Origin of the sequence: Ottowia thiooxydans (assembly GCF_040548795.1) — a bacterium.
Lineage (GTDB): Bacteria > Pseudomonadota > Gammaproteobacteria > Burkholderiales > Burkholderiaceae_C > Ottowia > Ottowia thiooxydans_A.
In genome coordinates, this window is sequence record NZ_JBEPSH010000001.1 from 36,935 (window position 1) to 63,862 (window position 26,928).

Here is a 26,928-nt window from a genome sequence, read left to right on the forward strand (position 1 = left end):
GCGCTGACCTTACTTGTGGGGTTCAATAGCCATCACGGAACGATCGCCATCGGCCTGCAGTGTTTCTACGGTCGTAACCTGGTTGCTCTTGCCGCTGATCAGGATTTGCGTGATCCAGCGCGACGTCCGTTCTTCGGCTGGAGTCAGCACCAATCGCCAATTCGCTTCTGTGCCTTGTAGTTGCAGAGCGTAGTGCTGCCGCAGCACGGATTGATTGCCAAGCAGTGTGCTGCGAATGGCTTCGACGATGCCCATCGCTTCCGGGTACTGCTGCAAACGTATTTCTCGTTTTTTTCCATCGCGCACAAGCGTCAAGCGGTCGCGTTCCAGCACCATGGACTCCGGCTTTGGGAGGAGCGTGTTCTTTTCCAACCGGTCAGGCGGGCTGAAAAGCAAAGTGCCGGAACTCACTACGGGGGTGTCCAGAACAGAAAGCTTCTTCGTTTCCGTGAAGCGTGCACTGCCTCCTGGATGCTGAGAAAGCTGCTTCATCAGTGCGTCGATGTTCCAGTTTGCCCAGACAGGCGTTGCTGTTGCGCAGGCCAATACTGCAAGCACCACAAGCCTGCGAGATCGGGATTCACTGAGGAGTTTCTTGCCAAAAATCATAGAAATTAAACCAGTTCCAGGGAGTGCTCTTGCAATGCTGCTGCAGCAGATCGACGTAGCGGTCTTGAGCGGAGGTGATGGCTGCATCGCGGTCTTGAATCGCGACTTCGGAAAAATCGAGGACAGGCTCAAAGTGAAGATGGTACCGATTGCTACCCAGATAGGTTCCTGCCATAAAAACCACTGGCGCGCGGAGCATGGCCGCAAGGCGAAAGGGTCCCAAGGGGAAGGGGGCGGGCTTGCCAAGAAATGACAGTGCGCGCGTGTTGTTGCTATCCAGCGTGCGGTCAGCCAGTATGCCCACACAGCCCCCCGTGGACAGGTGCTCCCGAACATGGAGAATCGATTCTGGCCGCCCAAGAGAAATGACACTGTCCGTCAAGGCCGGGTTGATGGCGGCCAGCACCGCGGTCACCATGCGTGCGTTGTCGGGGTACATCAGCATCTTGGCATCAATAGCGTGGCGCTCGCCTAATACGCGCAATGCCTCGAAACTTCCAAAATGTCCTCCCAACAACACAATGCCTCGGCCTTCTGCATGTGGAACGGCGATGCTCTGCTCGCCTGAGACTTTAAGGTCAAAAAGTTCGAAACGGCCGCGAAGCCAGTACACACGGTCATGCACCACTGAGGCAAACGCCAGCACATGCTTGAAACCATCACGCAGCCGCGCTGGGCGTCCGAGGGCGCGGCTTAGAAAGGTTTTACTAGCCTTTTTAGCTGAGGGAGAGAACAGCAGGAAGTACAGGGCAATCGGATAAAGCACCAGGCGGCTGATCCTGCGTCCCAGAGTAAGCGAGAGCCAGCTCATGAAGCGCAGTGCAGCCATGGAACTGCGCTCCGGGCTTTGCGCCCACGAAGCCTTGCGAGCAGACGTGGGCTTCATGCTGCCGCGTCTCCACTGGCAACAATCACCCATCCCGAGGCGACAACACGCGCTGGTTCTGAACTGCTGTCCACGATGGCAAACCGGGTATCCATACCATTGACCGAAACGCGGGACTCAAGCTGTGCTCCAGGCAATGCCACTCCAGAAAAGCGTGTCTCCCTGATCTCTGCCACAGCACATCCAGTTGAACGAGTGAGCTGCTGCAAAAACCAACTGAGCAAAAGGGCCCCGGGTACCACAGGCGTTCCCGGGAAATGCCCCTCCAGCGCCGGATGGTCAGGGCTTACCTGCCAGCGCCCAAGCACTGGCCAGTCCTGCCAATTGAGGATCCTTTTCATCGCAGGGCCGCTCCCAAGATGAAAAGCGCCCCCCTGGGGGGCAGCGATCCATGCGAAGCAGGTGAGCGTGGGGGCATATTTTTCATCGCAGGGCCGCTCCCAAGATGAAAAGCGCCCCCCGGTGCGCAGAGAGGCGGCATGAGACCCAACAATTTTTCATGAGCGGTGCTTGTCGTATAGAGCAAGGAGTTCAGATCGAACGAGCTTGCCTGTGGCATTGCGTGGAAGTGCATCGACTCGCAGCACGGGGCGGGGGAGAAAAACGGCATCGATCCGTGAACGCAATTGCGCGAGTATTTCTCGGGTCTCCAGGGTAGGCGCGACAACCAAGGCAACGAGGCGCTGTACAGTTTCGAGATCCTTGGCGTCCTCGGTCGAGGGGTCAGGCTGCAGAAAACATCCGTCTACAACGCCTGGAATGGCTTGCAGTTGCGAATTGAGGTAGGGGATGGATGTCCTCTTGCCCACAACGTTGACCATATCCTCATGACGCCCCAAAAGAATGAAGTGCCCGTCGCCCTGGTCTTCGATGTGGTCAGACAGCTGCACACGGCCTTCCACATGACCATCAAACACCCAGGCGCCGTCTTGCCTTGCATCCATTTTCACTCCTGGAAGCAACTCCCAGGCTGGGTTGTGAGAGGGGCGCCGACTCGCCACTTGCCCGCTTTCAGTGCAGCCATAGATTTCCAGCAGAGGTGCTTTAAATTCCTGTTCTGCCCGTTCCGCCAGAGGCAAGGGCAATGGTGCCGTAGCGCTGAGGACCATGTCGCACGACGGCAAGGGAAGGTTGGCCGCCATCAAGGTTGAAAGATGGAAGGGCGTCGTGACAAGCATGCGCGGACTGGGCGCTGCATGGAGTGCGTCAATGATGTCTGCTGGATAGAAGGGCTTACCGTTCCAGATACTGGAGCCACCATGAAGTGCCAGCAAAACGCTGGATTCAAAACCATACATGTGCTGCGGCGGGACGGTCGCAACGATGGTCGTGCCTTTGGCTTGCAAGCGTTCGGACTCGGACGCACCATTGCGGCAAAGAAGCCCCCAGCGCTTGGAATGCGCGGTGGGCTCACCAGTAGAGCCCGAAGTAAAGACTATGGAAACCACCTGCTCCGCGTCTATCTGAGGCACCTCTGCCACGCCGAGATCGGCGATATTGGCGAGAGCACGGCCAGTGATCAAGAAATCGGGTAAGCCCTGAGCCTGGTCCCGGCCATCATGAACGCAAAGCAAACCCGGATAGCGTGATTGCAACTGCGAGATCGTATTGGGCGCAAAGCTGGAGGGCATCAAGGTGATCTTGCCGGACAAAGCAGCGGCGGCAAAACCCAGCATGAACAGATAGCGATCCTGGCACGTGTTGATGATGTATGAAGTTTCAGGCAACTCGCGTGCGAGAGCCACGGCTTGCTGATAAAACTGGCTGGCCGTGATTAACTCGCCGGGTCGATGGGCAATCACATCTTCCGGCAAATGGCTGCTTAATGGGTACTGCATCATCTTCAGCCGCAAGCTCCGGCCCGCGACTACATCAGTCAGGTCGTTCGGTGCTTCGCAATGTGCTGCGTCAGATTTCGCAGCGACGCATAAATGGCAGCCTTTTCCTCATCATCGGCGCGAAGTTGAAAGCCGTACTTTTTTGATACCGCAAGCGCCACTTCGAGAATGTCGATGGAGTCCAGACCCAGGCCGTCTCCATAGAGGGGGGCGTCGGGAGAGATTTCAGAAGCTTGTATATCCAGATTCAAGGCGGTGACCATCAACTGCGCCACTTCGGGGATCAGAGCGTCGGCGTCGTTTGCAGAAGGAGATGAAGACATAAAAAGTGGGGTCAAGTGTTTTTTGATAACCAGTGCCAAGCGGTCGGCTAACTGGCGGCCTTGAAAGCAAGCACTGCGTTGCTGCCTCCGAAGGCAAAGGAATTGGAGAGGGCCGCTTTGACCTTCGAGCCGCGCAGCGCTGTGCCGCGAATGTGCGCGACTCCTGCGCAAAGAGCGTCCACGTCATCCAGATGAGCGGTTGGTGGCAATGTATCGTAGTGCAGCGCCAGAACAGTCAGCAGTGCTTCAACCGCGCCCGTTGCGCCCATCAAATGCCCATGTGCTGATTTGGTGGCGCTTACTCCAAGGCCTTCAGAATGCGGCCCAAATACGGCTCGCAAGGCGGAAATTTCGATCGGATCGCCCTCGCGTGTGGCAGTTCCGTGGGCATTGACATAGCCCACCTCTGCGGGTGACAGGCCTGCTTCCTCGAGCGCCATGGTCATGGCCGCTACCTGACCGCTTTGGTCAGGGCGGACGAGATGAACATGATCAGCGTTGGCGCCGTATCCGGCCAGCTCTGCATAAATGCGCGCGTTCCTCGCCACGGCATGATCCCAGTCTTCGAGGACAAGTGCCGCAGCTCCTTCTCCCAAAACCAGTCCTGCGCGGTCCGGGTGAAAAGGCTTGCAAGCCTGGGGTGCGGTCTCGCTATCGCCTGGGGCGAGCACCTTGAGAGCCTCCCAGGCGCGAACCACTGCGTAGGCGAGTGTGGCGTCGGAACCACCCGCCACCATGATTTTGGCCCGACCGCTGCGAATTTGGCGGAATGCTTCGCCGATCGCAGTGGCCGCTGAGGCGCAGGCCACTGAGTAGGTGAGGGCGGTATTGCCCAGGCCCAACTGAATAGAGATATGCCCTGCCGCGGCGTTGTTCATGCCCAACACTACAGACATGGGAGGCACGCGCTCGCGTCCGTGTTGCCAGAAATCTCGATAACCGCGCTCAAATGCCATCAGCCCGCCCAGGGCAGTGCCCCAGGCCACGCCACTTGCGCCGGACCTTCCTGAGGCTTTGGTGTAGTCGCGATCAAAGCCTGCGTCTTTCCATGCATCAAACGACGCAGCGACGCCCAACTGGGCAAAGCGCTCCATCATGGTTGACAAGGCCTTGCCCAATCTCAAATCTGGCCGAAACGCGGCGCATTGCACGGCCGGAACAGAAATCGCCCGGGGAATATCCTCTGTCTCATAGAGAGAGATGGCGGATTGTCCGCCGGCGACCCGCTGGAAGAAATCAGTCACTCCGTCAGAAGCGGGCGCGCCTTCAGCATCAAACGGGTTGACAATGCCGAGCCCGGTGACGGCTACTCTGTGAAACATTCTTGCGATGGGCTCAATGCGCTGCGCTGGGCGGTACCGGGAGCTCAGCAGCTCCGGTTTGAAGATGGGCTTCAATCAAGCCCACCAATTCACCCACGGTTTCAGGCAGAGCGTCGGCCGAGCGGATGTCCAGCTCGGTCTTCGCTCTGTCTTCCAGCTCGAACAGCATTTCTGCAAACATCAAGGAATCGACGCCCAGATCAGCCAATTTAGCCTCGGGCACGACTTTTTCTCCCGGTATTTCCAGCCGGTCGGCTAGAAACTCCCTCATTAGCTCCAATATATTCACTTGTCAGGCACCTTCGCGGTGTTCATTCTTACGCTGAATTGGCTCGTCGTGTCCCTTTGCAAAAGCGTTCTTGAGACTGGGTCCGTCACCCGGTATTCACGATGGATTTTGCAGAGGGTGCCTAGATGATATGCGAAGAGCAGGGCTGAGCTTGGTAAGCGCATAACCGAGTCCAAGAGTCTGCGCTTTCGTGGTAGAATTACATTAATTCACGACCAAATGGGCGGGTTGCTACCGCCCATTTTTTATGCTTTTTCGTTTTTGAGGCCCTAATGGCCCGGGGTAAATAATTTGACGAGTGTTGCGCTGCAGCAAACGATTGACGATACCGTTCGCGGGCTCGGATTTGAACCGGTAGAGACGGAGCGCTCTGCTGGCGGGTTGCTGCGCGTTTCCATAGATCTTCCCTGGAACCCCAGTGATACCGTGGTCCACTCTATCACTGTTGAGGATTGTGAGCGCGTAACACGTCAACTTCAGTATGTGCTGGAAGTCGAGGGTGTTGATTACAAGCGGCTTGAGGTGTCCTCGCCCGGTATCGACAGGCCTCTGCGCAACGAGTTGGATTTCGAGCGTTTTCAAGGGCAGGTGGTTGATTTGGTGCTCAAGGCTCCCTTGGGGGTTGCTGCGGCTGCAGGTCAGGTCAACGCCAATCGAAAGAAGTTTCGCGGCACGCTGCAGCGTGCTGAGCCTGCGGGTTGGCAAATCATCTGGAGCGACGAGGTGGTGGTCAAGCCGGGGCAGCGCGTGAGCGCAAAGCGGGCGCCTCCTCCGGTGCATGTCATGGCATTTGCGCTGGATGAATTGCAGAGCGCCCGGTTGGCGCCCATGGTGGATTTCAAGGGGCGTGGGCAATCGTCTCTGGAAGCCCCGGAAAACGAAAAGGATTGACGGTTTAGAGCCGTGCTTGCCGCGCCTTTGTTTAAGGCGGGGAGATTTGATATGGAGTTGTCTTAATCATGAATCGCGAACTGTTGATGCTGGTCGAGGCCATTTCGCGCGAGAAAAACGTCGAGCGCGACGTGGTATTTGGCTCCGTTGAAGCTGCGCTGGCGCAAGCGGCAAAGAAGCTGTACCAGGGCGAGGTGGATATTCGTGTGGCGATTGATCGCGACACGGGTGAGTACGAGACTTTCCGTCGCTGGCATGTGGTGCCCGATGAGGCGGGTCTTCAACTGCCCGAGCAGGAGATTCTTCTGTTTGAGGCCAAAGAGCAGATTCCTGACGTCGAAGTTGACGAGTACATCGAAGAGTCGGTGGAGTCGGTGCCTATCGGCCGTATTGGCGCCATGGCTGCCAAGCAGGTTATTTTGCAGAAAATCCGCGACGCTGAGCGCGAGATGCTTCTGAATGACTTCATGTCGCGCGGCGAGAAAATATTCTCTGGCACCGTCAAGCGTATGGATAAAGGCGACATCCTGGTCGAATCAGGCCGCGTGGAAGGGCGTCTGCGCCGTAGCGAGATGATCCCCAAGGAGAACCTGCGCAATGGCGACCGCGTCCGTGCCATGATCATGGAGGTCGATCTGACCTTGCGCGGCGCTCCTATTTTGCTCTCGCGCTCTGCGCCTGAGTTCATGATTGAGCTGTTCAGCAATGAGGTGCCAGAGATCGAACAAGGCCTTCTCGAAATCAAGAGTTGTGCCCGCGATCCCGGCAGCCGTGCCAAGATTGCTGTCCTGAGCCACGACAAGCGAGTCGATCCCATTGGTACATGTGTGGGGGTGCGTGGTACGCGCGTCAACGCAGTGACCAATGAATTGGCTGGCGAGCGTGTGGACATCGTGCTCTGGTCTGAAGATCCTGCCCAGTTTGTGATTGGCGCGCTGGCTCCGGCCAACGTGCAATCCATCGTGGTTGATGAAGAAAAGCACGCCATGGATGTGGTCGTGGACGAAGAAAACCTTGCCATCGCCATTGGGCGTGGCGGTCAGAACGTCCGCCTGGCTTCAGACCTCACGGGCTGGAAGATTAACATCATGGACGCTGCTGAATCGGCTCAGAAGCAGGCCGAAGAAACTGGCTCCACACGCCAGCTTTTCATGGAAAAGCTCGATGTGGATCAGGAAATTGCAGACATCCTCATTGAAGAAGGATTCACCAACCTGGAAGAGGTTGCCTATGTGCCCATCCAGGAAATGCTGGACATCGAAAGCTTTGATGAAGATACGGTCAATGAGCTTCGCGCCCGTGCCAAGGACGCCTTGTTGACCATTGAAATTGCTCGTGAGGAACAGGTGGACGCCGTTTCTCAGGATCTGCGTGACCTTGAAGGCTTGACGCCTGAACTGATTGCGAAACTGGCCGAAGCGGGTATTCAGTCCCGTGATGACCTTGCCGATCTGGCAGTTGATGAGCTTACCGCCATCACCCAGCAGTCCGAAGACGAAGCCCGCGCGCTCATTGTGAAGGCGCGCGAGCACTGGTTTGCAGACCAAGAGTAATGGTCATGGAGACACGCACAGCATATGACGAACACCACTGTTTCCGAGTTCGCGAACGAACTCAAAAAGCCGACAGAAACTCTGCTTGAACAATTGCAGGCAGCGGGGGTGCCCAAGTCGGCCCCCACCGACGCTCTGACTGACAATGACAAGCAGAAGTTGCTGAATTACTTGCAGACCAGCCACGGAACGCAATCGGCCGCACGCAAAAAAATTACGCTCACTAAGAAATCGACCAGCGAAATCAAGCAGGCCGACGCCACCGGCAGGGCACGTACCATCCAGGTTGAAGTTCGCAAGAAGCGCACTTTCATCAAGCGGGACGACGAAATTTCCGCTATGGATTCGGAAGTTGAAGAGGCGCCAGCGACGACTCCAGAGCCTCTGCCAGCGCCAGTGCCCGCACCTGCACCTGCGCCTGAACCAGCGCCCGAGCCGGCTCCAGTACCTGAGCCTGCTCCCGCCCCTGAACCTCCCCCTGCACCCGAGCCTGTACCAGTGCCAACACCGGCACCAGCAGCAGCACCCGCGTCGGCACCTGTTCAAGCCACTTCCGTTATCAATGAAGCGGAGTTGGCTCGCCGCGGGGCTGAGTCCCGCCGCAATGCAGAGTTCATGCGCCGGCAAGAAGAAGATCAGGCGGAGAAGCGCCGTCAGCGTGAAGCGCAGGTCAGCGCGAACGCTGCCCGGGCTCAAGTGGCGGCCTCCGCCGCGTCAGCTCCTGCCTCCGAATCGGCTTCTGTGCCAGAGCAGGTGGCTGAGCCTGCGCGCGCCGCTCAGGTTGCCGACTCTTCTGCGGACGAGCCATCAAAGGCACCCGCTCAGAAGACAGCCGCTCAAGCTGAGTCTGCCCAAGCTCAGTCGGATAAGAGCGTGCAAGCCAAGGTTGAGACCGTTAGTACTGAGGCGCCTGCGGCGCCTGTTGAGCAATCTGTGAATTCGACATCCGCACCCGCGATCACCGCTCCTGCTGCACCTGCAGTGGCAGCCAAAACCGAACCAGAAGACGAGGCTTCGCGCCAGCGTGAGCAGGATGAGCGTCGTCGCAAGGCTCTGGCGGAGGCCGAGGCCATCCGCAACATGATGAACGCGCCTAGGCGCGTCCTCGTGGCCAAGAAGCCTGAAGAGCCGAAAAAGGTTGAGGCGCCTAAGGCTGCTGGTGTCAAGGGAACGCTGCATAAACCCGCCACCGGTGCGGTCAGACCCGCCGGTGCTGGGGGCGCCCCTGGTGCCGGCGCGGCTGCGCCGTCTGGAAACAAAGAGGTCAAATCGGCCAAGCTGTCCTCTAGCTGGGCTGGCGATCCGGCCAAGAAAAAGGGCATTCCAACTCGTGGCGACACCTCTGGCGGTGCTGGACGTGGCGGCAATTGGCGCAGCGGTCCGCGTGGACGTCGAGGTGATCGCGACCATCGCGATATGCCGATGCAAGCTGCTCAGACCGAGCAGCGCGTCATCGAGGTGCACGTGCCTGAAACCATTACGGTTGCTGAGCTCGCCCACAAAATGGCGATCAAGGCATCCGAGGTCATCAAGCAGTTGATGAAGTTGGGTCAGATGGTCACCATCAACCAACCACTTGACCAGGACACCGCCATGATTTTGGTCGAAGACCTGGGTCACAAAGCAGTTGTCGCTGCTCTGGACGATCCAGAGGCCTTCACTGAAGTCGAAGTGCAAGCGCAAGCTGCTGAGGCCTTGCCTCGTGCGCCTGTGGTCACCGTCATGGGCCACGTCGATCACGGCAAGACGTCGCTGCTCGATTACATCCGTCGCGCCAAAGTGGCGTCTGGCGAAGCAGGCGGCATCACGCAACACATTGGCGCCTATCACGTGGAAACGCCTCGTGGCGTCGTGTCCTTCCTGGACACTCCCGGCCACGAAGCCTTTACAGCGATGCGTGCTCGTGGTGCCCAAGCCACCGACATCGTCATCCTGGTGGTGGCCGCCGATGACGGCGTCATGCCGCAAACAAAAGAAGCCATCAAGCACGCAAAAGCTGCGGGTGTGCCGATTGTGGTGGCCATCAACAAGATCGACAAACCGGATGCCAATCCAGAGCGCGTCAAGTCTGAACTCGTCGCCGAAGAAGTCGTGCCAGAAGAGTTTGGCGGCGATTCGCCCTTCGTTTCTGTGTCGGCTAAAACTGGCCAGGGCGTGGACGACCTGCTTGAGCAAGTCCTGTTGCAGGCTGAAGTTCTCGAGCTGAGGGCCCCAGTGGATGCTGCGGCCAAAGGTATCGTGATCGAAGCCCGACTCGATAAAGGACGTGGTCCTGTGGCTACGGTCTTGGTTCAGTCCGGCACTCTGCGGGCAGGTGACGTGGTTCTCGCCGGTCAGACATCTGGCCGTATTCGCGCCATGCTCGACGAAAATGGCAGGTCTATCAAGGAAGCGGGCCCTTCGATCCCGGTTGAGATCCAGGGTTTGACTGAAGTGCCACAAGCTGGCGACGACTTCATGGTCATGGCAGATGAGCGCCGTGCGCGCGAAATCGCCACCTACCGTGCTGGTAAGTTCCGCAACACCAAGTTGGCAAGACAGCAAGCTGCCAAACTGGAGAACATGTTCACCGACATGACCTCCGGTGAAGTCCAGCAGTTGCCGATCATCATCAAGGCCGACGTACAGGGCTCGCAAGAAGCACTTGCACAGTCGTTGCTGAAACTATCCACCGACGAGGTGAAAGTTCAGCTGGTTTACGCCGGCGTGGGTGGTGTCAGTGAATCCGACATCAACTTGGCTATTGCCTCGAAGGCACTGGTGATCGGCTTCAACGTCCGTGCAGACGTCGGCGCTCGCAAGTTGGCCGAAGGTAACGATGTGGTCATTCATTACTACAGCATCATTTACGACGCTGTTGATGAGCTGAAGGCAGCCATGTCGGGCATGTTGGCGCCCGAACAGAAGGAAGAAGTTATCGGTCATGCGGAAATCCGCACCGTGTTCGTGGCTTCGAAGATCGGTACTGTGGCCGGCTGTATGGTCACACACGGTGTCGTCCGTCGCGATGCTCGCTTCCGTCTGCTGCGTGACAACGTCATCATCTACACAGGTGAGCTTGATTCGCTCAAGCGTATGAAAGATGACGTCCGCGAAGTCAAAGAGGGCTTTGAGTGCGGTATCAAGCTCAAGAACTACAACGACATCCGCGAAGGCGATCAGCTGGAGATTTTCGAGATCAAGGAGATCGCGCGCACGCTGTAAAACGGGGTCAACGCCCTTGCCTCTCAAGAGGCAAGGGCAGCTCCAGCAGCTTCCACGCATTCGCCATGCCAAGAAAAAGCACTACGCCTAACCGTAGTTTCAAGGTTGCCGACCAGATCCAGCGAGATTTGGCCGAGTTGATCGCGCGCGAGTTGAAAGATCCGCGAGTGGGCATGGTGACCTTGAACGCAGTTGAAGTCACACCAGATTACGCGCATGCGAAGGTGTACTTCAGTCTGTTGACCGGAGATCCAGAAGAGACCGCTGAAGGCTTGAATGCCGCTGCGGGTTTCTTGCGGAGCGGGCTTTTCAAGCGGTTGCATATCCACACTGTGCCCACGCTGCACTTTCTTTTTGACCGCACGATCGAACGTGCGGCCGATATGAACGCCTTGATTGCCAAGGCCGTTTCATCTCGTTCGAAAGATTCCGAAGAGTAACGTATGAACGCGCCGCGCACGAGGGTCGTCCGGCGCCCCGTGCACGGGGTGCTCCTGCTGGATAAGCCATTGGGTTTGTCCAGTAATCAGGCTTTGCAAAAGGCCAAATGGTTGCTGCGCGCTGAAAAAGCGGGCCATACAGGCACGCTAGACCCTTTGGCTACGGGTGTGCTGCCACTCTGTTTTGGCGCAGCCACCAAATTCAGCCAAATCCATCTGGATGCTGATAAGTCCTACGAAGCCACTATCCAACTCGGTATTTGTACCTCATCCGGTGATGCCGAAGGTGAGGTGACCTCACGGCGACCCGTTCCGACCATCACTGCAGCCCAGCTGGAAGAGGTGCGCCTGCGATTTACTGGGCCTATCTCCCAAGTACCGCCCATGCACAGCGCGCTCAAGAAAGACGGCAAAGCGCTGTACGAGTACGCCCGCCAAGGCATAGAGGTTGAAAGAGCCTCTCGTGATGTCAACATCCACTCGCTTAAGATTCAGCCAGGGCTCCATCCTGAGACTCTGGATATCTTTGTCAGTTGCAGCAAGGGCACTTATATCCGGACGCTGGGCCAGGATATCGGAGAAGCTCTCGGATGTGGTGGTCACCTGACGGCATTGCGCCGCGTGGCCACTGGCCCTTTCGGGGCGGCCCAATGCCTCAGTCTGGAGACCTTGGAGGCTCTGCCGGAGGTAGAACGTCTTCAACGACTCTTGTTGCCCGAGGCACTTTTGCCCGATCACTCACCTGTCACGCTAGACGGCGAAGATGCCGGACGGTTCCTGAGTGGTATGAGGCGTCGGGGCACGTGGCCCGACAACGAAACCGTAGCAGTATTCGGCCGCGAGCCGCATGCCCTTCTTGGCACCGCGCACGTCAAGTCCGGAGAACTCATCCCGGCGCGCTTGCTGAGCCCAATTGAAATCCAGCAGATCCTCGCTGCGTCTCCACGCAGCCAACAACCTGAAGCTATCGTATGAGCAAACCAATCCGCAACATCGCCATCATCGCCCACGTTGACCATGGCAAAACCACCATGGTTGACCAACTGCTTCGTCAGTCGGGCACCTTCGCCGACCACGAAAAAGTGGTGGACACCGTGATGGACAACAACGCCATTGAACGCGAGCGTGGCATCACCATCCTGGCCAAGAACTGCGCTGTGTCCTGGGGTGGCACACACATCAATATCGTCGACACGCCCGGACACGCGGACTTCGGCGGTGAAGTCGAACGCGCCCTGTCCATGGTGGATGGCGTGGTGCTGTTGATTGACGCGCAAGAAGGCCCCATGCCGCAAACGCGCTTCGTGACTAAAAAAGCGTTGGCCCTGGGTCTCAAGCCTATCGTGGTGGTCAACAAAGTCGACAAACCCGGTGCCCGTCCTGACCATGTGATCAACGCCGCGTTTGAACTCTTCGACAAACTCGGTGCCAATGACGAACAGCTCGATTTCCCAGTGGTTTATGCCTCGGGTATCAACGGCTGGTCGTCGCTGGTGGAAGGCGAGCAGGGCGAGCAATGGGGTCCAGACATGTCTGCCCTGTTCGAAACCGTGCTCAAGCACGTGCCTGCGCACGAAGGCGATCCTGCTGCACCACTGCAATTGCAGATCTCTGCGCTGGATTTTTCCACGTTCGTCGGTCGTATTGGCGTTGGGCGCATCAGCGCTGGCACCGTCAAGCCAGGCATGGACGTGGTCGTAGCTGAAGGCACTGACGGCAAGACCTTCAAAGGCCGTGTGAACCAGGTCCTGACTTTCCAAGGCCTAGACCGCGTTCAGGTCACAGAAGCGGGCCCCGGCGAGATTGTGCTCGTTAACGGTATAGCGGACATTGGTATTGGCGTCACGCTGACGGACCCGGCCAACCCGCAGCCTCTGCCCATGCTGCATGTGGATGAACCCACGTTGACCATGAACTTCTGCGTGAACACCAGCCCGCTGGCTGGACGTGAAGGCAAGTACGTGACCAGCCGCCAGATCTGGGACCGCCTGCAGAAAGAACTTCAGAGCAATGTGGCACTGCGCGTTCGTGAAACAGACGAAGACGGCATTTTTGAAGTGTCAGGTCGTGGCGAATTGCACTTGACCATCTTGCTGGAAAACATGCGCCGCGAAGGCTACGAACTGGCAGTGAGCAAGCCGCGCGTGGTGTTCCGTGAGGTGGATGGCGAGCGTCATGAGCCTATCGAACTGGTGACGGCTGACATCGAAGAAGCACACCAGGGTGGTGTGATGCAGGCCCTGGGTGAACGCCGTGGTGACCTCGTCAACATGGAACCCGATGGCCGCGGTCGTGTGCGCCTGGAGTACCGTATCCCGGCTCGTGGCTTGATCGGCTTCTCCAACGAATTCCTGAACCTGACACGCGGCTCTGGTCTCATCAGCAACATCTTCGACAGCTACGAAGCGCACAGAGGCGATATTGGCAGCCGCAAAAACGGCGTGCTGATCAGCATGGACGACGGTGAGATCTTCACTTATGCCCTGGGCAAGCTGGACGACCGCGGTCGCATGTTCGTACGTCCGAATGACCCTGTGTATGAAGGCATGATCGTCGGCATTCACAGCCGGGACAACGATCTGGTCGTCAACGCTACCCGTACCAAGCAACTGACCAACTTCCGGGTCAGCGGCAAGGAAGACGCGATCAAGATCACGCCACCGATCATGCTCACGCTGGAATACGGCGTCGAGTTCATCGAGGACGACGAACTCGTCGAAATCACTCCTAAGAGCATCCGTCTGCGTAAGCGCCACCTCAAGGAACATGATCGCAAGCGCGCCAGCCGCGAAGCCTGACACGCTTGCCCGTAAGGGTAGGTAGACAAATGGTCCAATCAGCCACTCCTGCCTGGAGCCACGCCCGTGCCGTATGGAGCATGGTCGCGGTCACGCTGATGTGGTCCATTGCTGGCGTAGTCACACGCCAATTGACCAGCGCCGGAGGTTTCGAAGTCACCTTCTGGCGCAGCTTCTTCACGCTGCTGGCCCTGCTGGTCATCTTGCCTTTGTGGCAAGGCCCGGGCTGGCATCGCAGGGTGGACTGGCGGCACAAGGCCTTGCTGCTATCGGGCGTGTGCTGGTCTTTGATGTTTACTGCGTTCATGCTGGCCCTCACGCTCACGAGTGTGGGTAATGTGTTGGTCACCATGGCAGCAGGACCTCTGTTGACCGCTCTGGTGGCGAGAGTGGCCATAGGCCATCGCATGCCTGCCCGAACAGGGTGGGCTATTTTGGTGGCTGGTGCGGGCATCTTCTACATGTTCGCGAGCCAATTCGACGCAGAAGCCTCCTTGGCGGGCATGGCCGTGGCCCTTGGCGTCCCCATAGGAAGTGCGATCAACTGGACCGTAGTTCAACGCAGCCAGTCTCAAGGCGAACGGGTAGATCTGGTGCCAGCCGTGCTGATAGGTGCAGTTATTTCTACCCTTGCCACACTGCCTTTGGCATTTCCATTCTCAGCAACGGCAGCGGACCTAGGCTGGCTTGCCCTGCTGGGCGTGGTGCAGTTGGCTATACCGTGTGTGCTTTGCGTTCTGTGTGCGAGCGTGCTGAAGGCGCCGGAAGTCTCTCTGCTGGCCTTGCTTGAAGTGATTTTCGGGATTCTCTGGGCCTGGCTGGGTGCAGGCGAAGCACCAGGCAAAGAGGTGCTTGTGGGCGGATCTCTCGTGGTGGGTGCCTTGCTCGTCAATGAGCTTCTGGGCTGGCGCAGCAGGCAGGCCGCCCCCCGCATTCAGGTTGTGGAGTAAGCTCGAACCGCCCTTTCCCGCATGAAGGAAAGGGCAGTCAAAGGGCGCTCAAAGGGCGCTCAAAGGGCAGGGTGAGGGAGCGTGCAAAGTGGCACTCTCGCCCAACCCCAAGCGCCTACTTACGGCTTGGCGACTTTCCAGTTGCCGCCAACGCCGTCGCCGGTTTTGTCACCAGGCTTTGCATCTTTAACGAAGTAATAGAGCGGTTGACCTTGGTAGGCCCACTGCCGCGCACCATCTGTACGGATGATGATGCTGTAGTCCCCAATGGGCTGAGCCGTTGAGGCTACGTCCAGCGGCGGCCAGTTTTTGGCGCACGTGTCATAGCACGCAGATGCGCCACTGCCTTTTGTATCCTTGCTGAAGAAATACAAAGTCTTGCCGTTGGGTCCGATCAGCGTGCCGTCAGCGGCCTGCGCGGGCGTACTGGGCTTGGACGTTGAAGTACCCATGCTGCCGCAGCCCGCCAGTGCCAGAGCGGCGATAAGAGCAATCCCTGCGAGTTTCATATTTTCCCCTTGGTTAGAACACTTCAGCAGTGTACTCATGTGTCCAACCGATATGTGTCGGACAGATGGCATATTGATGACGGAGGGGCAAAAATGATGGAGCAGGATGCTAACTTCGTGCCTACTATTGATTGCGCATCGACGCAGGCTTGACCGTAGGCTCCCTCAGCCTGCAGCCTCTCTAAATCGCATGGGGAAGCAATTGGATAGTGTTCATCGATCGGTCATGGCCATGGATTTCGCATAACTTGCGGGCCTCAACCGACTCACCAACACGATCGCCACGCCAACGCAGCTCAAGTGGAGCAGCCATCCGGCCAGAAAGCCTCCTGCGTAATCGTGAAGTACGGCTACGATCCAGGGCGGGATGGCTGCAATCAGAAACCCACCACCTTGCATCAGTGCGGAAAGTGCCCCGGCTTGGGCGGGATCTGAAAGATGGTCCAGCGCCACGATGAAGGTGAGTGCAAAGCAGCCACCCAACCCTGCTCCCAGAAGCAAGGCCCAGATGGCCGGTGCACCTTCTGGCCAAAATGCAAGCGCAGTGAAGCCCATCACTTGCATCGCCAGCGCCAGCCAGATCCACGGGCGCCGGTCTTCGCTCGTGCGAGCCAACACCGGCATCAACAAGGCCGAGGCTGCCTGGCCGACTGCCAAAATAGCCAACAGGCTTCCGCTGGCAGTCGCGCTCCATCCGAGCTCGCGGTAGAAAGGTGATAGCCAGGCCACCACGGTGGAATAACCTCCATTCACCAACCCGAAGCAGGCCATCAGCAGCCACACCCGGGGTCGCCGTAAGTACTCGCCCACTGCGATTCGACCCGTTCCAGCTGCTTCATCATCAGGTAGTGTGAAAGCCCCAAGGGCGAACGCAAGGCTAGCCAGCAAGGCCATCCAGGCCAAGCCAATATGCCAATCCCCGGTGGTGGACGTCACCAGCGGAGATATTTGAGCACCCAGCGCGCCCCCTCCCATCAGCATCGCGGAATACAAGCCCATCACCATGCTTACGTGGCGGGGAAACATGCGCTTGACGATGCCGGGTAGCAATGCCTGTACCACAGCTGTGCCTAGACCTAGCAGCGCAGCAGTGCCCACCAATTGCCATCCACTGGTCGTCCAGAGCCGAAGAAATGAGCCAAGTACAAGCAAAGCCAGAGCGGCAAGAATGGAGCGCCGAGCTCCCGCTCGGTTGTGCAAGAAAGGCCCGGCGAACGCGAACAGGCCCATCAGTAGCATGGGAACCAAAGTAAGCAGGGCCATGCCTTGCAACTGCAGCCCAGTGGTCTGAGTGATGTCGATGGCAAGCGGTCCAATACCGGTCATGAATGGGCGCAGATTCAGCGCTATCAACGCAACCGCGGCCAGCAACACGAGGTTGGCCGATGTTGGGCGCTGGGCCCTCATTCCTTTTTAGCCTGCGGACTCCGCCATTGATTCCATTGCTCGTAGAGTTCCGGCTGGCCCTCCGTACTTACCGGCATGTGTTGGATGTCCATGCTCTGCTCGGAAAAAGGTCTGGACAGATCTTCATAGACGGCAGCGGTCGAAAGCCCGAACGGCGCGCCATCGTCGTTGGTCAAGGCATACCTCACTTGTTCGACACCCGCCATCCGCATGGCAGCCATGCACATGGGGCAAGGATGCCCGCTGGCGTACACGGCGCAGCCTCTCAAATCAGGCGATTGGAGTGCGCGGCTGGCAGCACGAAGCGCGGTGAGTTCGGCGTGGGCAGTAGGGTCGTTGGTGGAATGGATTTCATTGACGCCACTGGCAATGACTTGGCCATCGCGCACGACGACTGCCCCAAATGGCCGGCCACCCTGATCGATGTTGGCGCGCGCCAGCTCTATAGCCTTCTTCAGAAAAATCTCTTCTTTCATCGTACTTCCTATTTGAGCTCAATCGGCCTTGCGATCACTTGCGTCAGGATTTTGCCTTGTTGATGGCCATGGTGTCCCCATTGCATTTTTCTGGCTATGCAAGTGAATGCACGCATCATGATTCACCCCATGGAGGGTTTCCTGTTTTTTGGATCCGTAGAGCGCCTGGTATTCACCTTGTTGGATCTGGTCCGCCGCTTTGGCGCTCGTGCCATTCCACCGGCGGAACAGGCCGGTGGATTGAGTTCACAGTTCATGACTGGCGCATTCATCGTCTCCATGGGGCGCTTCGGTGGCGCTTTGTCGAAGCCTCTCCCTACAACCCCTGAGAAGTTGCGTTCTTGCTGATCGTCATGATTCGTGGCATAAGCTGTGCTGTGATTTGAACCCCCCTAAAAGGAGCCATCCATGTGTGATGTGAATGACCAGGAAGAGTTGAGCAAATACACCCGCCGTGACTTCGGTACCTGGGCGGCATCGGCCGGCGTGCTGGCCGTGTTGCCTGGCGTGGCGAACGCTGTGGCCGTGACCGAGCGTGAGGTGACCATCACCACGCCTGACGGTACCTGCGACGCCTATTTTGTCGCACCCAGCTCGGGTTCCGCACCCGGCGTGCTGGTGTGGCCCGACGTATTTGGCCTTCGGCCCGCTTTCAAGCAAATGGGGCGCAGGCTGGCCGAATCTGGCTACAGCGTGCTGGTGGTCAACCCGTTTTACCGGCAGAAGAAAGCGCCCACTGCAGCTCAAGGCGGCCAAACGCCCATTGAGGAGGTCAGGCCCCTGATGCAGGCCTTGACGCCGGCCATGCACTTGAGCGATGGCAAGACCTTCGTGAGCTGGCTCGATACCCAGCCCCAAGTGGACAAGACCAAGAAAATCGGTACCACCGGCTACTGCATGGGCGGCCCCATTGCCGTACGCACGGCCACTGTGGCACCGGATCGCGTGGGCGCAGTGGCCAGCTTCCATGGCGCAGCCATGGTGACCCCAGCTCCAGACAGCCCTCATCGCCTGGTGGGCCAGACTCAGGCACGTTACTTGATTGCCATTGCCGAGAACGACGACACCAAAGAGCCCGAAGCCAAGAACGCACTGCGCGCGGCGTTGGAAAGCGCAAAGCGGCCAGCAGAGGTGGAGGTATACCCCGCTGCCCACGGCTGGTGCCCGCCCGACAGTCGTGTCTACGATGCTGCGCAGGCAGACCGTGCATGGGCAAGGCTGCTGGCTACTCTGAACAGCGGATTGGCCTGACTGGAGGCGCCGGCGGTGATGACGCCCTTGACCTTGCGGTAGGGGCGTGGTTCAAGCCGGTGCTTGTTTGAACAAGGCGCAGAGTTCGTGCAGATTGGTGATCTGCAAGTCTGGCAGTACATCGTGAGTCCAAGGGTGATCACCTCGGTTCACCCAGGCGGTTTTCATGCCTGCGGCATGAGCACCAAGCACATCAAGCGAGGCGTCGTCACCCACGTGCAATATGGACTCGAGCGGGGCACCGGCCATATCAGCTGCAGCCTGAAAAATTCGGATGTCAGGTTTGCCGACACCAAACTTCCCAGCGGCGAGCGCACCGCTGAAGAGATGCGACACGCCAATGCGGCCAAGGTCTGCATTGCCGTTGGACAATGCAATCAAGGGAAGACGCCCGGCAAGGTATTGGAGTGACTCCAGAGAGTCTTCGTAGAACTCCACCTCATGCCGAACATCCATGAAAACGCCGAAAGCAACATCCGTCATCGATTCGTCGTCGCCAGCCAATCGCAAGGCCGAACGAATGGCTTCTTTTCTGAGTGAAGCGACATCATGCGCCAGTTGTGGGTTGTCGTGCTCAACCTGCTCGCGAATCAAGTGCCGCTTTTCCAGATCGGAGAGCAGGGTGCGCGTGGCAACAGCGTGCTTCAGAAGCCAGGCATCCAGAGCAGCTTCAGCCTTTGCGATTGTCGGCCAGATCGGCCAGAGGGTATCGTCCAGGTCAAGGGAAATGGCGCGAATTTTATTGATGTCGAGCATGGCCGCCAGAATACCGCATGTGGTTTACCCCCCAATTTCTCCTGGGATGTTGGCCCTTCAGGTCGTCCCAGCTGGAATAGAGGTCTATGACTTCCTCTTCTCCCACGAGCGCCTGGCCAAGGAGCCTGGCTAGGGGGGCCGCTTAGGGGACCTGCCTAGGGTGGGCGAGGGTGGTAGATCACCTAAGACGGCTAGCTATGCCTAATAGTAGGCAAATAAGATAATATGGCATGTAAATCTTATAAATTTCAGGAGCCATGCTTTGCGCCGAATCTTCAAACTCTTATCCCTGACCCTCGTTCTCACTGCGCTCAATCCTTTGGCAAGTGCTCAGACAGTGCCACCCGGAGCGGTGTCGAAGATCATCGTCGGTAACGCTCCGGGAGGGATCACGGACATCATGGCGCGATTGATGGCCGAGCAGCTGACCGCCGCGGAAGGCCGGTCATTTATCGTCGAAAACAAACCCGGAGCTGGTGGAAACCTCGCAGCGGAATTCGTCGCTCGTGCGCCAGCCGATGGCAACACCATGCTGCTTATCTATAACTCACACCCGTCAACCCCTGCGCTGTATCCCAACCTTTCCTTTGATCCCATCAAGTCTTTCCAGTCGGTTGGTATGGTGGCGGGTACTCCTTATTTGCTTGTGGCCAATCCTGCGGTGTCAGGCGCAACCTTGGCGGAGGTTCTTGCCAATGCACGTCGATCCGGCAAGCCGCTTTCCTTTGCTTCGCCGGGAGCCGGTACGCCTCAACACCTGATGGCAGAGCGGCTGGCTATCCAGACCGGGGTGCCGATCACCGTGGTCCACTACAAAGGCCTTGCTCCCGGACAGGCCGACGTTCTGGGCGGACATGTGGACTTCACCATTTCCTCGGTGGCACTTGGACTTCCTCAAGTCAAAGCGGGAAAACTGAAGGCCATTGCGGTCACGCCAGATCAACGTCTGCCGCAACTACCAGACGTTCCGACCGTTCGTGAGTCTGGTGTGGAAGGCTTCGTGAAGCTAGGCTGGCTGGCGCTTGTGATCCCGGCCAAAACGCCCCCAGCTATCACTAGACGCTACAACACGGCGATCAACCAGATCCTGGCCCGTCCGGATGTGAAGACAAAGATCGAAGGCATGGGCGCGGTGCCCCTTCCTGGCACTCCAGAAGCCCTGGACAAAACCATAAGCGACGAAGGTGCGATGTGGGGCAAGCTCATCAAGGACTTAGGCATTAAGGCCGAGTAGCTTAGCGCCTTGACCTGGGGAAGTGCGCTCCATGCAGAGCTTGCCAGAGTGTGGTGTCGTTGAGTTCAGCCGAGACAGAGCTTCTGACGTCTGCTACCACTCACCCAGCGCCCAACTGCTCGCCACGGCAAAATATTCCCTCAGCCAAACGTTGAAACGAATGATGAGCGGTGTTGGAGCGCCGACGCCCACCGGCTGAACATAGCCTTGGCGCTTGGCAATCCGCAAGGCGCGCCAAAGATGAAAGTCACTCGTCACAACGGCGATGGGCTGATTCAAATCGACGCCGCGCTGCTCCAGCAATGGCCTGGTCAATGCCAGGTTGAGTTCGGTACTGGTGCTGACCTCTTCAACCACCACGGCACTCTGTCGCAAACCATGGTTGGCAGCCAGATAGCGCGCCATGATGATGCCTTCACTTTCTTTCTCACCAAAATCCACGCCTCCGCTCACCGCGACGATGGCGTCAGGCTGCGCCGCTGCCAGTTCAGCAGCTGTGTCCAGCCTCAAGGCAAGTGGTGCGCGCGGGTGACCATCTTGCGTGCCGCTGCCAAGGACAACCATCGCTGCTACCCGGGGCGTTGCTTGAGGTTCAAACCCCATACCTGCAATCATCATCCACAGCCCCACCACACTGGCGGTCCACGCCGCCAGCGCACTCCAGCCAGCGCGCCAGAGCCACCGACGCCATGGTGCGGCTGCACGCCAACGGCGCACCGCTTGCCATTGCCAAGCCAGCCATAAGCCGCCGGCGCCCAGCACCATCGGCACGGCCACACCCAGATGAAAATTTCCTGCAATCAAGGGGGCGAGGCCTAAGCCTAGTAGCAGCAGGCTTGTGGCGGCCAACAGATATCTCAACGGTTTTTGCTTTATGTCCAAGATCACTTCAACGCTCTAAAAACGCAGTCTCCAAAAAAGCCTTCATCGGTCGATGTTTGGAGATTCACCTACATCACACCCGATCCTGAGTTGGCAGAATGAAACTCCACGTGAGAATTCTAGGGCGTGGTCACACTAAATTCACCCCCGCGTGAGTCTTTGGCGAGCCGCAATCAAGGCGCAAACCGCAGTCGGGTTGGACACCCGGCGAGGGTTTGCAACGCCGAGTGCGGTTTGCCAGAGTCTCACCCTCCGGGCCGGTGTTTGCCGGGCCTATGCCGGCCGCGCCGGATTGCCGCGTTGCGCCTCCGTTACCTTGATGGCACGGCGCGCCTTGCGCTGCAGCCCGGCAAACTCCGGCGCGGGGGTGAATTTAGTGTGAACACGCCCTAGATATTCAATCTGCAAGGAAGTTGAACTTTAGAAATTGATCTCGCTCCATCAACTGTAATTTGAACTTAGGAGAGCCCATGGCATATCAGAAGAGAGACGTCCAAAATCTTTTAACTAATCCAGAGCTAGACCTGTTTCAAGCCAGCAGAATGAATGCTGTCAGGTCACTTTCTCCTAAGCAGCTCGAGGCAAAAATCAAGAGGTCGCGAACGCTGCGCGATAAGTACCGCGATTTGTTTCGGAGGCAATCGGTTTCCACTCAAGCCCAGTCCGGAACCAAGCGCAAGGCGCTCGGTGGAGAAAATTCTCGAACAGAATTGAAGTCCGATGTCTTTCAGGAAATACTTTCTCGATTTGAAGATCAGCTCCTGAAGCATCAGTCCAGTGAAAGTGACGCGAAAGTTGGGAATGCTTCCTCCAGGCCCACCGCACGTCGATCTGGCGCTGCAGGGCAGAAGGGCAGGGGGGCCATCGTTACAGCGGGGACCAAGGCGGCATCCCCCAGACAACTGGCAAGGGCGAACAAAGCGGCTGAAGACGAAGCGCACAAGGTCGTGCGCAAGCGGGCGGTGAAGGCTGAAAGCACAAAGCCTGTCGCTTCACAGAAAACAAGTGCCAAGCGGCCGAAGACCAAAGCCGTCACTGAGCTTGTCAAAGCGGTACGAAAAGCCGTGGTCACCAAACAAAAAGACGGCGGGGATGCAGCCAGGGAAAGTCTCCCTCGCTCGAGCAAACGCAAGCAGGTTTTGGGCGATTCAGTTACGAAGCTATCCCAAGGGGCGGTCCCTTCTTCCATGCCAGCTGCAGCAGCGCGCAGTAATCCGCTCAAGGACGAGCCCGTCAATCGGAAAATCCATGCGTCGGCCAGAGCGCGAACGCGGGCTGTTCAGGCCAAAAGCGACAGTCGTTAAGGTACTCCGAAGTCGGCTGTTCACCTGGGACCGCCGAGCTCCTGCTCGGCTCTCATAAGCGTGCACACGCACTTGCTCACTTGGGCTTGGGCATTTACAGTCGTTATACGCCTACGCGGAAAGCTGGGCTTATCTCGCCAGCTATCTGGGTTCCGTTGGCCATACTTTCCCACGAACCACCCTAAGGAGTGACATGCATCACCCCAGCCCTTTTTTGATGACGCGGCGCGATACGTTGTTGGTGGGTGCCGCTACAGCAACCGGTGGAATACCTGAAACGACAATGGCATCTCCAGGCACTCCTTCTAAGTCTTCCATTACCCTCGTGCGAGTCACGTTGCATGTCAATGATGAGCCGAAAACGCTTGAGTTGGATACCCGCACCAGTTTGCTGGACGCATTGCGGGAGCATCTTCACTTGACGGGAACGAAGAAGGGTTGTGATCACGGACAGTGCGGCGCCTGCACCGTGATGGTGGATGGTCGGCGAATCAATTCCTGCCTGACGCTGGCCGTGATGCATGAAGGCGCCAAGGTCACCACAATTGAGGGGCTTGGTACTCCTGAACGGATGCATCCCATGCAGGCTGCTTTTGTGAAACATGACGGCTACCAGTGCGGTTACTGCACCCCTGGGCAAATCTGCTCTGCCGTCGCGGTAATCGATGAGATCAGGCAAGGAATCCCCAGCCATGTCAGCGCGGATCTGACGTCGCAGCCCTTGCTCTCGCCAGAGGAGCTGCGCGAACGTATGAGCGGCAATCTTTGCCGCTGTGGCGCCTATTCGAACATTGTCGAAGCGATGATCGAAGTTGCAGGGGGCCGAGCATGAAGGCTTTTACATTCGAGCGTGTCACAACCGGCGTTCAAGCTGCTTCCGCGGTGGCGCGGCAGCCGGGAGCCAAGTTCATAGCGGGCGGCACCAACCTGCTTGATCTCATGAAGCTGGAAATAGAAGCGCCAACGCACCTGGTGGATGTCAATGCGTTGGGGCTGGACAAAATCGAAACTACGGCCGACGGAGGATTGCGCATTGGTGCATTGGTCCGCAATACCGACTTGGCCGCTGATCAGCGTGTACGCAAAGACTATGCAGTTTTGTCGCGTGCGCTGTTGTCAGGCGCCTCAGGCCAATTACGCAACAAGGCCACAACTGCGGGAAATCTGCTCCAGCGCACTCGCTGCGCTTACTTCTACGATACGGCGCAGGCCTGCAACAAGCGCAACCCAGGAAGCGGCTGCAGTGCCATGGGCGGTGTCACTCGGCTTCACGCGGTCATGGGCCATAGCAAGGCCTGCATGGCTACCCACCCCAGCGACATGGCGGTGGCGATGCGTGTGCTGGATGCCACCATAGAGACTGTTCGGCCTGATGGCCAATCGCGCACCATTCCCATCGCCGATTTCCATACTTTGCCCGGAGATACACCGCACATCGAGACGGTGTTGGAGCGCGACGAGTTGATCACTGCCGTCACGCTGCCTAAGCCGCTGGGCGGTGTTCACATTTATCGCAAGGTGCGCGACCGCGCTTCATATGCATTTGCGCTCGTCTCCGTAGCTGCTGTGGTGCAGAGAGACGGCTCGGGGCGGGTCGCTTTAGGAGGCGTGGCCCACAAGCCTTGGCGCGTCGAGGCTTCGGAAGCCGCCATGCCACAAGGCGCCAAGGAAGTGACCGCAAGTCTGCTGGCGGGTGCCCAACCCAGCCACGATAATGCCTACAAGCTGACTTTGGTCGAGCGCACACTCGCATCGGTCTTGCTGCAGGCCCGGAGCTGATCATGAAGTTTGATTCACCAGCAACCAACAACCCCATTGATCAACTCAAGATAGTAGGTAAGCCCACCCCTCGAATAGACGGCCCTCTCAAAACCACGGGCTTGGCGCCGTACGCCTACGAGCGTCACGACGTCGCGCCCAATGCGGCTTACGGCTATGTCGTGGGAGCAGGCATTGCCAAGGGACGAATCGCATCCATGGATCTGCGCGCGGCGCGGGCTGCACCCGGCGTGCTGGCCATCATCAATGCGCGCAACGCGGGAAAGCTCGGCAAGGGAAAGTTCAATACTGCCAAGCTATTGGGCGGTCCAGTCATCGAACACTACCATCAAGCGTTGGCATTGGTCGTTGCTGAGACATTCGAGCAAGCTCGCGCCGCAGCCGCGCTTGTGAAAATCGAGTACACCACTAGCTCCGGGGAATTTGACCTTGCCGTGGCGAAAGATTCGGCCCCCATGCCTGGCTCATCAGACGGCAGCCCTCGTGAGAAGACACGGGGCGATTTCGCCAAAGCCTTTACCGAGGCTCCGGTGCAACTGGATGTGACCTTCACGACACCCGATCAGACTCACGCAATGATGGAGCCGCACGCAACCACGGCTGCTTGGGAAGGCCGTAAGTTGACGGTCTGGACTGCCAACCAGATGATCGACTGGAGCGCGTCGGACTTGGCCAAGACCTTGGGCATCCCAAAGTCCGATGTGCGCGTTGTGTCGCCCTTCGTTGGAGGAGGCTTTGGAGGCAAACTCTGGATTCGAGCTGACGCATTGCTTGCTGCGTTGGGCGCGCGGGTTGCAGGTCGTCCGGTCAAGGTTGCACTGCAGCGGTCATTGATCGCCAACAACACAGTTCATCGCCCCGCCACTATCCAGCGCATCCGTCTTGGCGCCACGCGAGACGGGAAGCTTTCTGCGATTTCACATTTGAGCTGGTCGGGAAACCTTCCTGGCGGATCCACTGAACCTGCAGTGGATCAGACCAGGTTGCTGTATGCCGCGCCGAACCGAGAAACCCACGTGCGTCTTGCCGTCCTGGACCTACCGGAGGGCAATGCTCTTCGCGCCCCAGGTGAGGCCAGCGGTATGATGGCCCTGGAAAGCGCCATGGACGAGATAGCCGAGCGCCTGGATATGGATCCCATCGAGCTAAGGGCGCTTAACGACACTCAGGTCGATCCGGAAAACCCGAAGCGGCCGTTCTCGCAGCGTCGCTTGATCGAGTGCATGCGCGCAGGCGCGCAACATTTCGGTTGGAACAAACGCAATGCGCGTCCGGCACAGGTGCGTGATGGCCGCTGGATGGTCGGTATGGGCATGGCCGCCGCGTACCGCGGTAACCCTGTGATGAACTCCGGCGCGCGCGTTCGGCTGAACAAAAATGGCAGCCTTACCGTCGAGACGGACATGACCGATATCGGTACTGGCTCTTACACCATCATTGCCCAGACCGCGGCAGAGACGATGGGGCTGACTCTGGACAAGGTGTTCGTGCGTCTGGGAGACTCGAATTACCCTGTATCTGCCGGATCTGGAGGGCAATGGGGTGCCAACAGTTCGACGGCAGGTGTATATGCCGCCTGCATGAAGTTGCGCGGCGACATTGCAAAAAAACTGGGTTTCGATGTCGCAGACGCCACGTTTGCGGATGGCATGGTCCGCTCGGGTGACCGCGCCGTTGCTCTTGCAGAGGTGGCGGGATCGGAGGACATGAGCGCTGAAGACAAGATCGAGTTCGGGGATCTGAAGAAGAAGTACGTGCAGTCCACATTCGGTGCCCACTTCGTGGAGGTGGGTGTGGATGCCGCTACAGCGGAAATCAGGGTGCGGCGCATGCTGGCCGTGTGTGCAGCCGGGCGCATACTCAATCCAATGGCCGCGCGTAGCCAGGTCATCGGCGCCATGACGATGGGCGTAGGTGCAGCGTTGATAGAGGAGCTTGCAGTCGACAAAAGACATGGCTTTTTCGTAAACCATGACCTGGCCGGCTACGAGGTGCCTGTACACGCTGACATCCCACACCAGGAAGTCATCTTCCTGGACGAAACGGATCCTATTTCTTCACCGATGAAAGCGAAAGGTGTTGGCGAGTTAGGCTTGTGCGGAATAGCCGCCGCTGTAGCCAACGCCGTTTACAACGCAACTGGCGTGCGAGTTCGCGACTATCCAATCACTTTGGACAAGTTGCTGCATCAGATGCCCCCAGTCACCTGATCGGGAGGACTGGGTCT

Annotated in this window: 26 protein-coding genes; 14 read left to right on the forward strand and 12 right to left on the reverse strand. The window is 58.2% G+C overall.

Going from position 1 to position 26,928, the window contains the following annotated elements; genetic code table 11:
- Window positions 1-9 precede the first annotated feature (9 nt).
- The 7 genes from ABIE13_RS00165 to ABIE13_RS00195 form a co-directional block, all read right to left on the reverse strand.
- Complete coding sequence (locus tag ABIE13_RS00165; protein WP_354440107.1) at window positions 10-696, reverse strand: outer membrane lipoprotein carrier protein LolA; 687 nt, start codon at window positions 694-696, stop codon at window positions 10-12.
- A complete protein-coding gene (locus ABIE13_RS00170) occupies window positions 581-1,495 on the reverse strand; it encodes an LpxL/LpxP family acyltransferase (RefSeq protein ID WP_354440109.1) in 915 nt (304 codons plus the stop codon). Before ABIE13_RS00170 ends, ABIE13_RS00165 begins: the two co-directional genes overlap by 116 nt.
- Entirely contained in the window at window positions 1,492-1,836 is a 345-nt protein-coding gene (locus ABIE13_RS00175; protein WP_354440111.1) for a hypothetical protein, read from the reverse strand. The genes ABIE13_RS00170 and ABIE13_RS00175 overlap by 4 nt, the downstream gene beginning before the upstream one ends.
- 156 nt (window positions 1,837-1,992) lie before the next feature.
- Window positions 1,993-3,336: an AMP-binding protein gene (locus tag ABIE13_RS00180; protein WP_354440112.1), complete on the reverse strand. Its 1,344-nt coding sequence runs from the start codon at window positions 3,334-3,336 to the stop codon at window positions 1,993-1,995.
- A 35-nt stretch (window positions 3,337-3,371) separates the two neighbouring features.
- Window positions 3,372-3,656 carry a phosphopantetheine-binding protein gene (locus ABIE13_RS00185; protein WP_354440113.1) on the reverse strand — a complete coding sequence of 95 codons (285 nt, stop codon included), beginning with the start codon at window positions 3,654-3,656 and terminating at the stop codon, window positions 3,372-3,374.
- 47 nt (window positions 3,657-3,703) lie between these two features.
- Complete coding sequence (locus ABIE13_RS00190; protein ID WP_354440115.1) at window positions 3,704-4,978, reverse strand: beta-ketoacyl-[acyl-carrier-protein] synthase family protein; 1,275 nt, start codon at window positions 4,976-4,978, stop codon at window positions 3,704-3,706.
- Between the two features lie 13 nt (window positions 4,979-4,991).
- Window positions 4,992-5,249: an acyl carrier protein gene (locus ABIE13_RS00195; protein WP_354440116.1), complete on the reverse strand. Its 258-nt coding sequence runs from the start codon at window positions 5,247-5,249 to the stop codon at window positions 4,992-4,994.
- A gap of 309 nt (window positions 5,250-5,558) precedes the next feature.
- Between ABIE13_RS00195 and rimP the strand changes: the two genes are divergently transcribed.
- From rimP to ABIE13_RS00230, 7 genes are all read left to right on the forward strand, one after another.
- Window positions 5,559-6,158 carry a ribosome maturation factor RimP gene (gene rimP / locus ABIE13_RS00200; RefSeq protein WP_354440117.1) on the forward strand — a complete coding sequence of 200 codons (600 nt, stop codon included), beginning with the start codon at window positions 5,559-5,561 and terminating at the stop codon, window positions 6,156-6,158.
- A gap of 68 nt (window positions 6,159-6,226) precedes the next feature.
- Window positions 6,227-7,711 (forward strand): transcription termination factor NusA, encoded by a 1,485-nt coding sequence (nusA, locus tag ABIE13_RS00205; RefSeq protein WP_354440119.1) that lies wholly within the window; start codon window positions 6,227-6,229, stop codon window positions 7,709-7,711.
- Window positions 7,712-7,735: 24 nt separating this feature from the next.
- On the forward strand, window positions 7,736-10,915 hold the full coding sequence (gene infB, locus ABIE13_RS00210; RefSeq protein WP_354440120.1) for a translation initiation factor IF-2: 3,180 nt from the start codon (window positions 7,736-7,738) through the stop codon (window positions 10,913-10,915).
- A gap of 65 nt (window positions 10,916-10,980) precedes the next feature.
- Window positions 10,981-11,355 (forward strand): 30S ribosome-binding factor RbfA, encoded by a 375-nt coding sequence (rbfA, locus tag ABIE13_RS00215; RefSeq protein ID WP_354440122.1) that lies wholly within the window; start codon window positions 10,981-10,983, stop codon window positions 11,353-11,355.
- Window positions 11,356-11,358: 3 nt separating this feature from the next.
- Window positions 11,359-12,330, forward strand: a complete 972-nt coding sequence (gene truB, locus ABIE13_RS00220) for a tRNA pseudouridine(55) synthase TruB (protein WP_354440123.1) — start codon at window positions 11,359-11,361, stop codon at window positions 12,328-12,330.
- Complete coding sequence (gene typA, locus ABIE13_RS00225) at window positions 12,327-14,153, forward strand: translational GTPase TypA (RefSeq protein ID WP_354440124.1); 1,827 nt, start codon at window positions 12,327-12,329, stop codon at window positions 14,151-14,153. The genes truB and typA overlap by 4 nt, the downstream gene beginning before the upstream one ends.
- 29 nt (window positions 14,154-14,182) lie before the next feature.
- A complete protein-coding gene (locus ABIE13_RS00230) occupies window positions 14,183-15,103 on the forward strand; it encodes a DMT family transporter (protein WP_354440126.1) in 921 nt (306 codons plus the stop codon).
- Window positions 15,104-15,222: 119 nt separating this feature from the next.
- Here the strand turns inward: ABIE13_RS00230 and ABIE13_RS00235 are convergent, their stop codons facing one another.
- The 3 genes from ABIE13_RS00235 to ABIE13_RS00245 all read right to left on the reverse strand — a co-directional run bounded on the left by ABIE13_RS00235 (window position 15,223) and on the right by ABIE13_RS00245 (window position 17,495).
- Entirely contained in the window at window positions 15,223-15,612 is a 390-nt protein-coding gene (locus ABIE13_RS00235) for a COG4315 family predicted lipoprotein (protein WP_354440128.1), read from the reverse strand.
- Between the two features lie 213 nt (window positions 15,613-15,825).
- On the reverse strand, window positions 15,826-17,019 hold the full coding sequence (locus ABIE13_RS00240) for a cyanate transporter (protein WP_354440130.1): 1,194 nt from the start codon (window positions 17,017-17,019) through the stop codon (window positions 15,826-15,828).
- On the reverse strand, window positions 17,016-17,495 hold the full coding sequence (locus ABIE13_RS00245) for a nucleoside deaminase (protein ID WP_354440132.1): 480 nt from the start codon (window positions 17,493-17,495) through the stop codon (window positions 17,016-17,018). Before ABIE13_RS00245 ends, ABIE13_RS00240 begins: the two co-directional genes overlap by 4 nt.
- Before the next feature lie 102 nt (window positions 17,496-17,597).
- On the opposite strand from ABIE13_RS00245, the gene ABIE13_RS00250 reads away from it, so the two are divergent.
- Both ABIE13_RS00250 and ABIE13_RS00255 read left to right on the forward strand, forming a co-directional pair.
- Entirely contained in the window at window positions 17,598-17,843 is a 246-nt protein-coding gene (locus ABIE13_RS00250; RefSeq protein ID WP_354440134.1) for a hypothetical protein, read from the forward strand.
- Between the two features lie 60 nt (window positions 17,844-17,903).
- A complete protein-coding gene (locus tag ABIE13_RS00255; protein ID WP_354440136.1) occupies window positions 17,904-18,746 on the forward strand; it encodes a dienelactone hydrolase family protein in 843 nt (280 codons plus the stop codon).
- A gap of 51 nt (window positions 18,747-18,797) precedes the next feature.
- Here ABIE13_RS00255 and ABIE13_RS00260 read toward each other — a convergent pair whose 3' ends face one another.
- On the reverse strand, window positions 18,798-19,502 hold the full coding sequence (locus ABIE13_RS00260) for an HAD family hydrolase (RefSeq protein ID WP_354440137.1): 705 nt from the start codon (window positions 19,500-19,502) through the stop codon (window positions 18,798-18,800).
- Between the two features lie 262 nt (window positions 19,503-19,764).
- Here ABIE13_RS00260 and ABIE13_RS00265 point away from each other — a divergent pair, with 262 nt between their 5' ends.
- The gene (locus ABIE13_RS00265) at window positions 19,765-20,736 is read left to right on the forward strand and encodes a Bug family tripartite tricarboxylate transporter substrate binding protein (protein WP_354440139.1); all 972 of its coding nucleotides are present in this window, start codon (window positions 19,765-19,767) and stop codon (window positions 20,734-20,736) included.
- Window positions 20,737-20,829: 93 nt separating this feature from the next.
- Here the strand turns inward: ABIE13_RS00265 and ABIE13_RS00270 are convergent, their stop codons facing one another.
- Window positions 20,830-21,585: a YdcF family protein gene (locus ABIE13_RS00270; protein ID WP_354440141.1), complete on the reverse strand. Its 756-nt coding sequence runs from the start codon at window positions 21,583-21,585 to the stop codon at window positions 20,830-20,832.
- Window positions 21,586-22,088: 503 nt separating this feature from the next.
- Here ABIE13_RS00270 and ABIE13_RS00275 point away from each other — a divergent pair.
- The 4 genes from ABIE13_RS00275 (at window position 22,089) to paoC (ending at window position 26,911) form a co-directional block, all read left to right on the forward strand.
- On the forward strand, window positions 22,089-22,922 hold the full coding sequence (locus ABIE13_RS00275; protein ID WP_354440142.1) for a hypothetical protein: 834 nt from the start codon (window positions 22,089-22,091) through the stop codon (window positions 22,920-22,922).
- Window positions 22,923-23,115: 193 nt separating this feature from the next.
- On the forward strand, window positions 23,116-23,754 hold the full coding sequence (gene paoA, locus ABIE13_RS00280) for an aldehyde dehydrogenase iron-sulfur subunit PaoA (RefSeq protein ID WP_354440144.1): 639 nt from the start codon (window positions 23,116-23,118) through the stop codon (window positions 23,752-23,754).
- Window positions 23,751-24,701 carry an FAD binding domain-containing protein gene (locus ABIE13_RS00285; protein ID WP_354440145.1) on the forward strand — a complete coding sequence of 317 codons (951 nt, stop codon included), beginning with the start codon at window positions 23,751-23,753 and terminating at the stop codon, window positions 24,699-24,701. Before paoA ends, ABIE13_RS00285 begins: the two co-directional genes overlap by 4 nt.
- 2 nt (window positions 24,702-24,703) lie before the next feature.
- Window positions 24,704-26,911, forward strand: a complete 2,208-nt coding sequence (paoC, locus tag ABIE13_RS00290) for an aldehyde oxidoreductase molybdenum-binding subunit PaoC (RefSeq protein WP_354440147.1) — start codon at window positions 24,704-24,706, stop codon at window positions 26,909-26,911.
- Window positions 26,912-26,928: the final 17 nt, after the last annotated feature.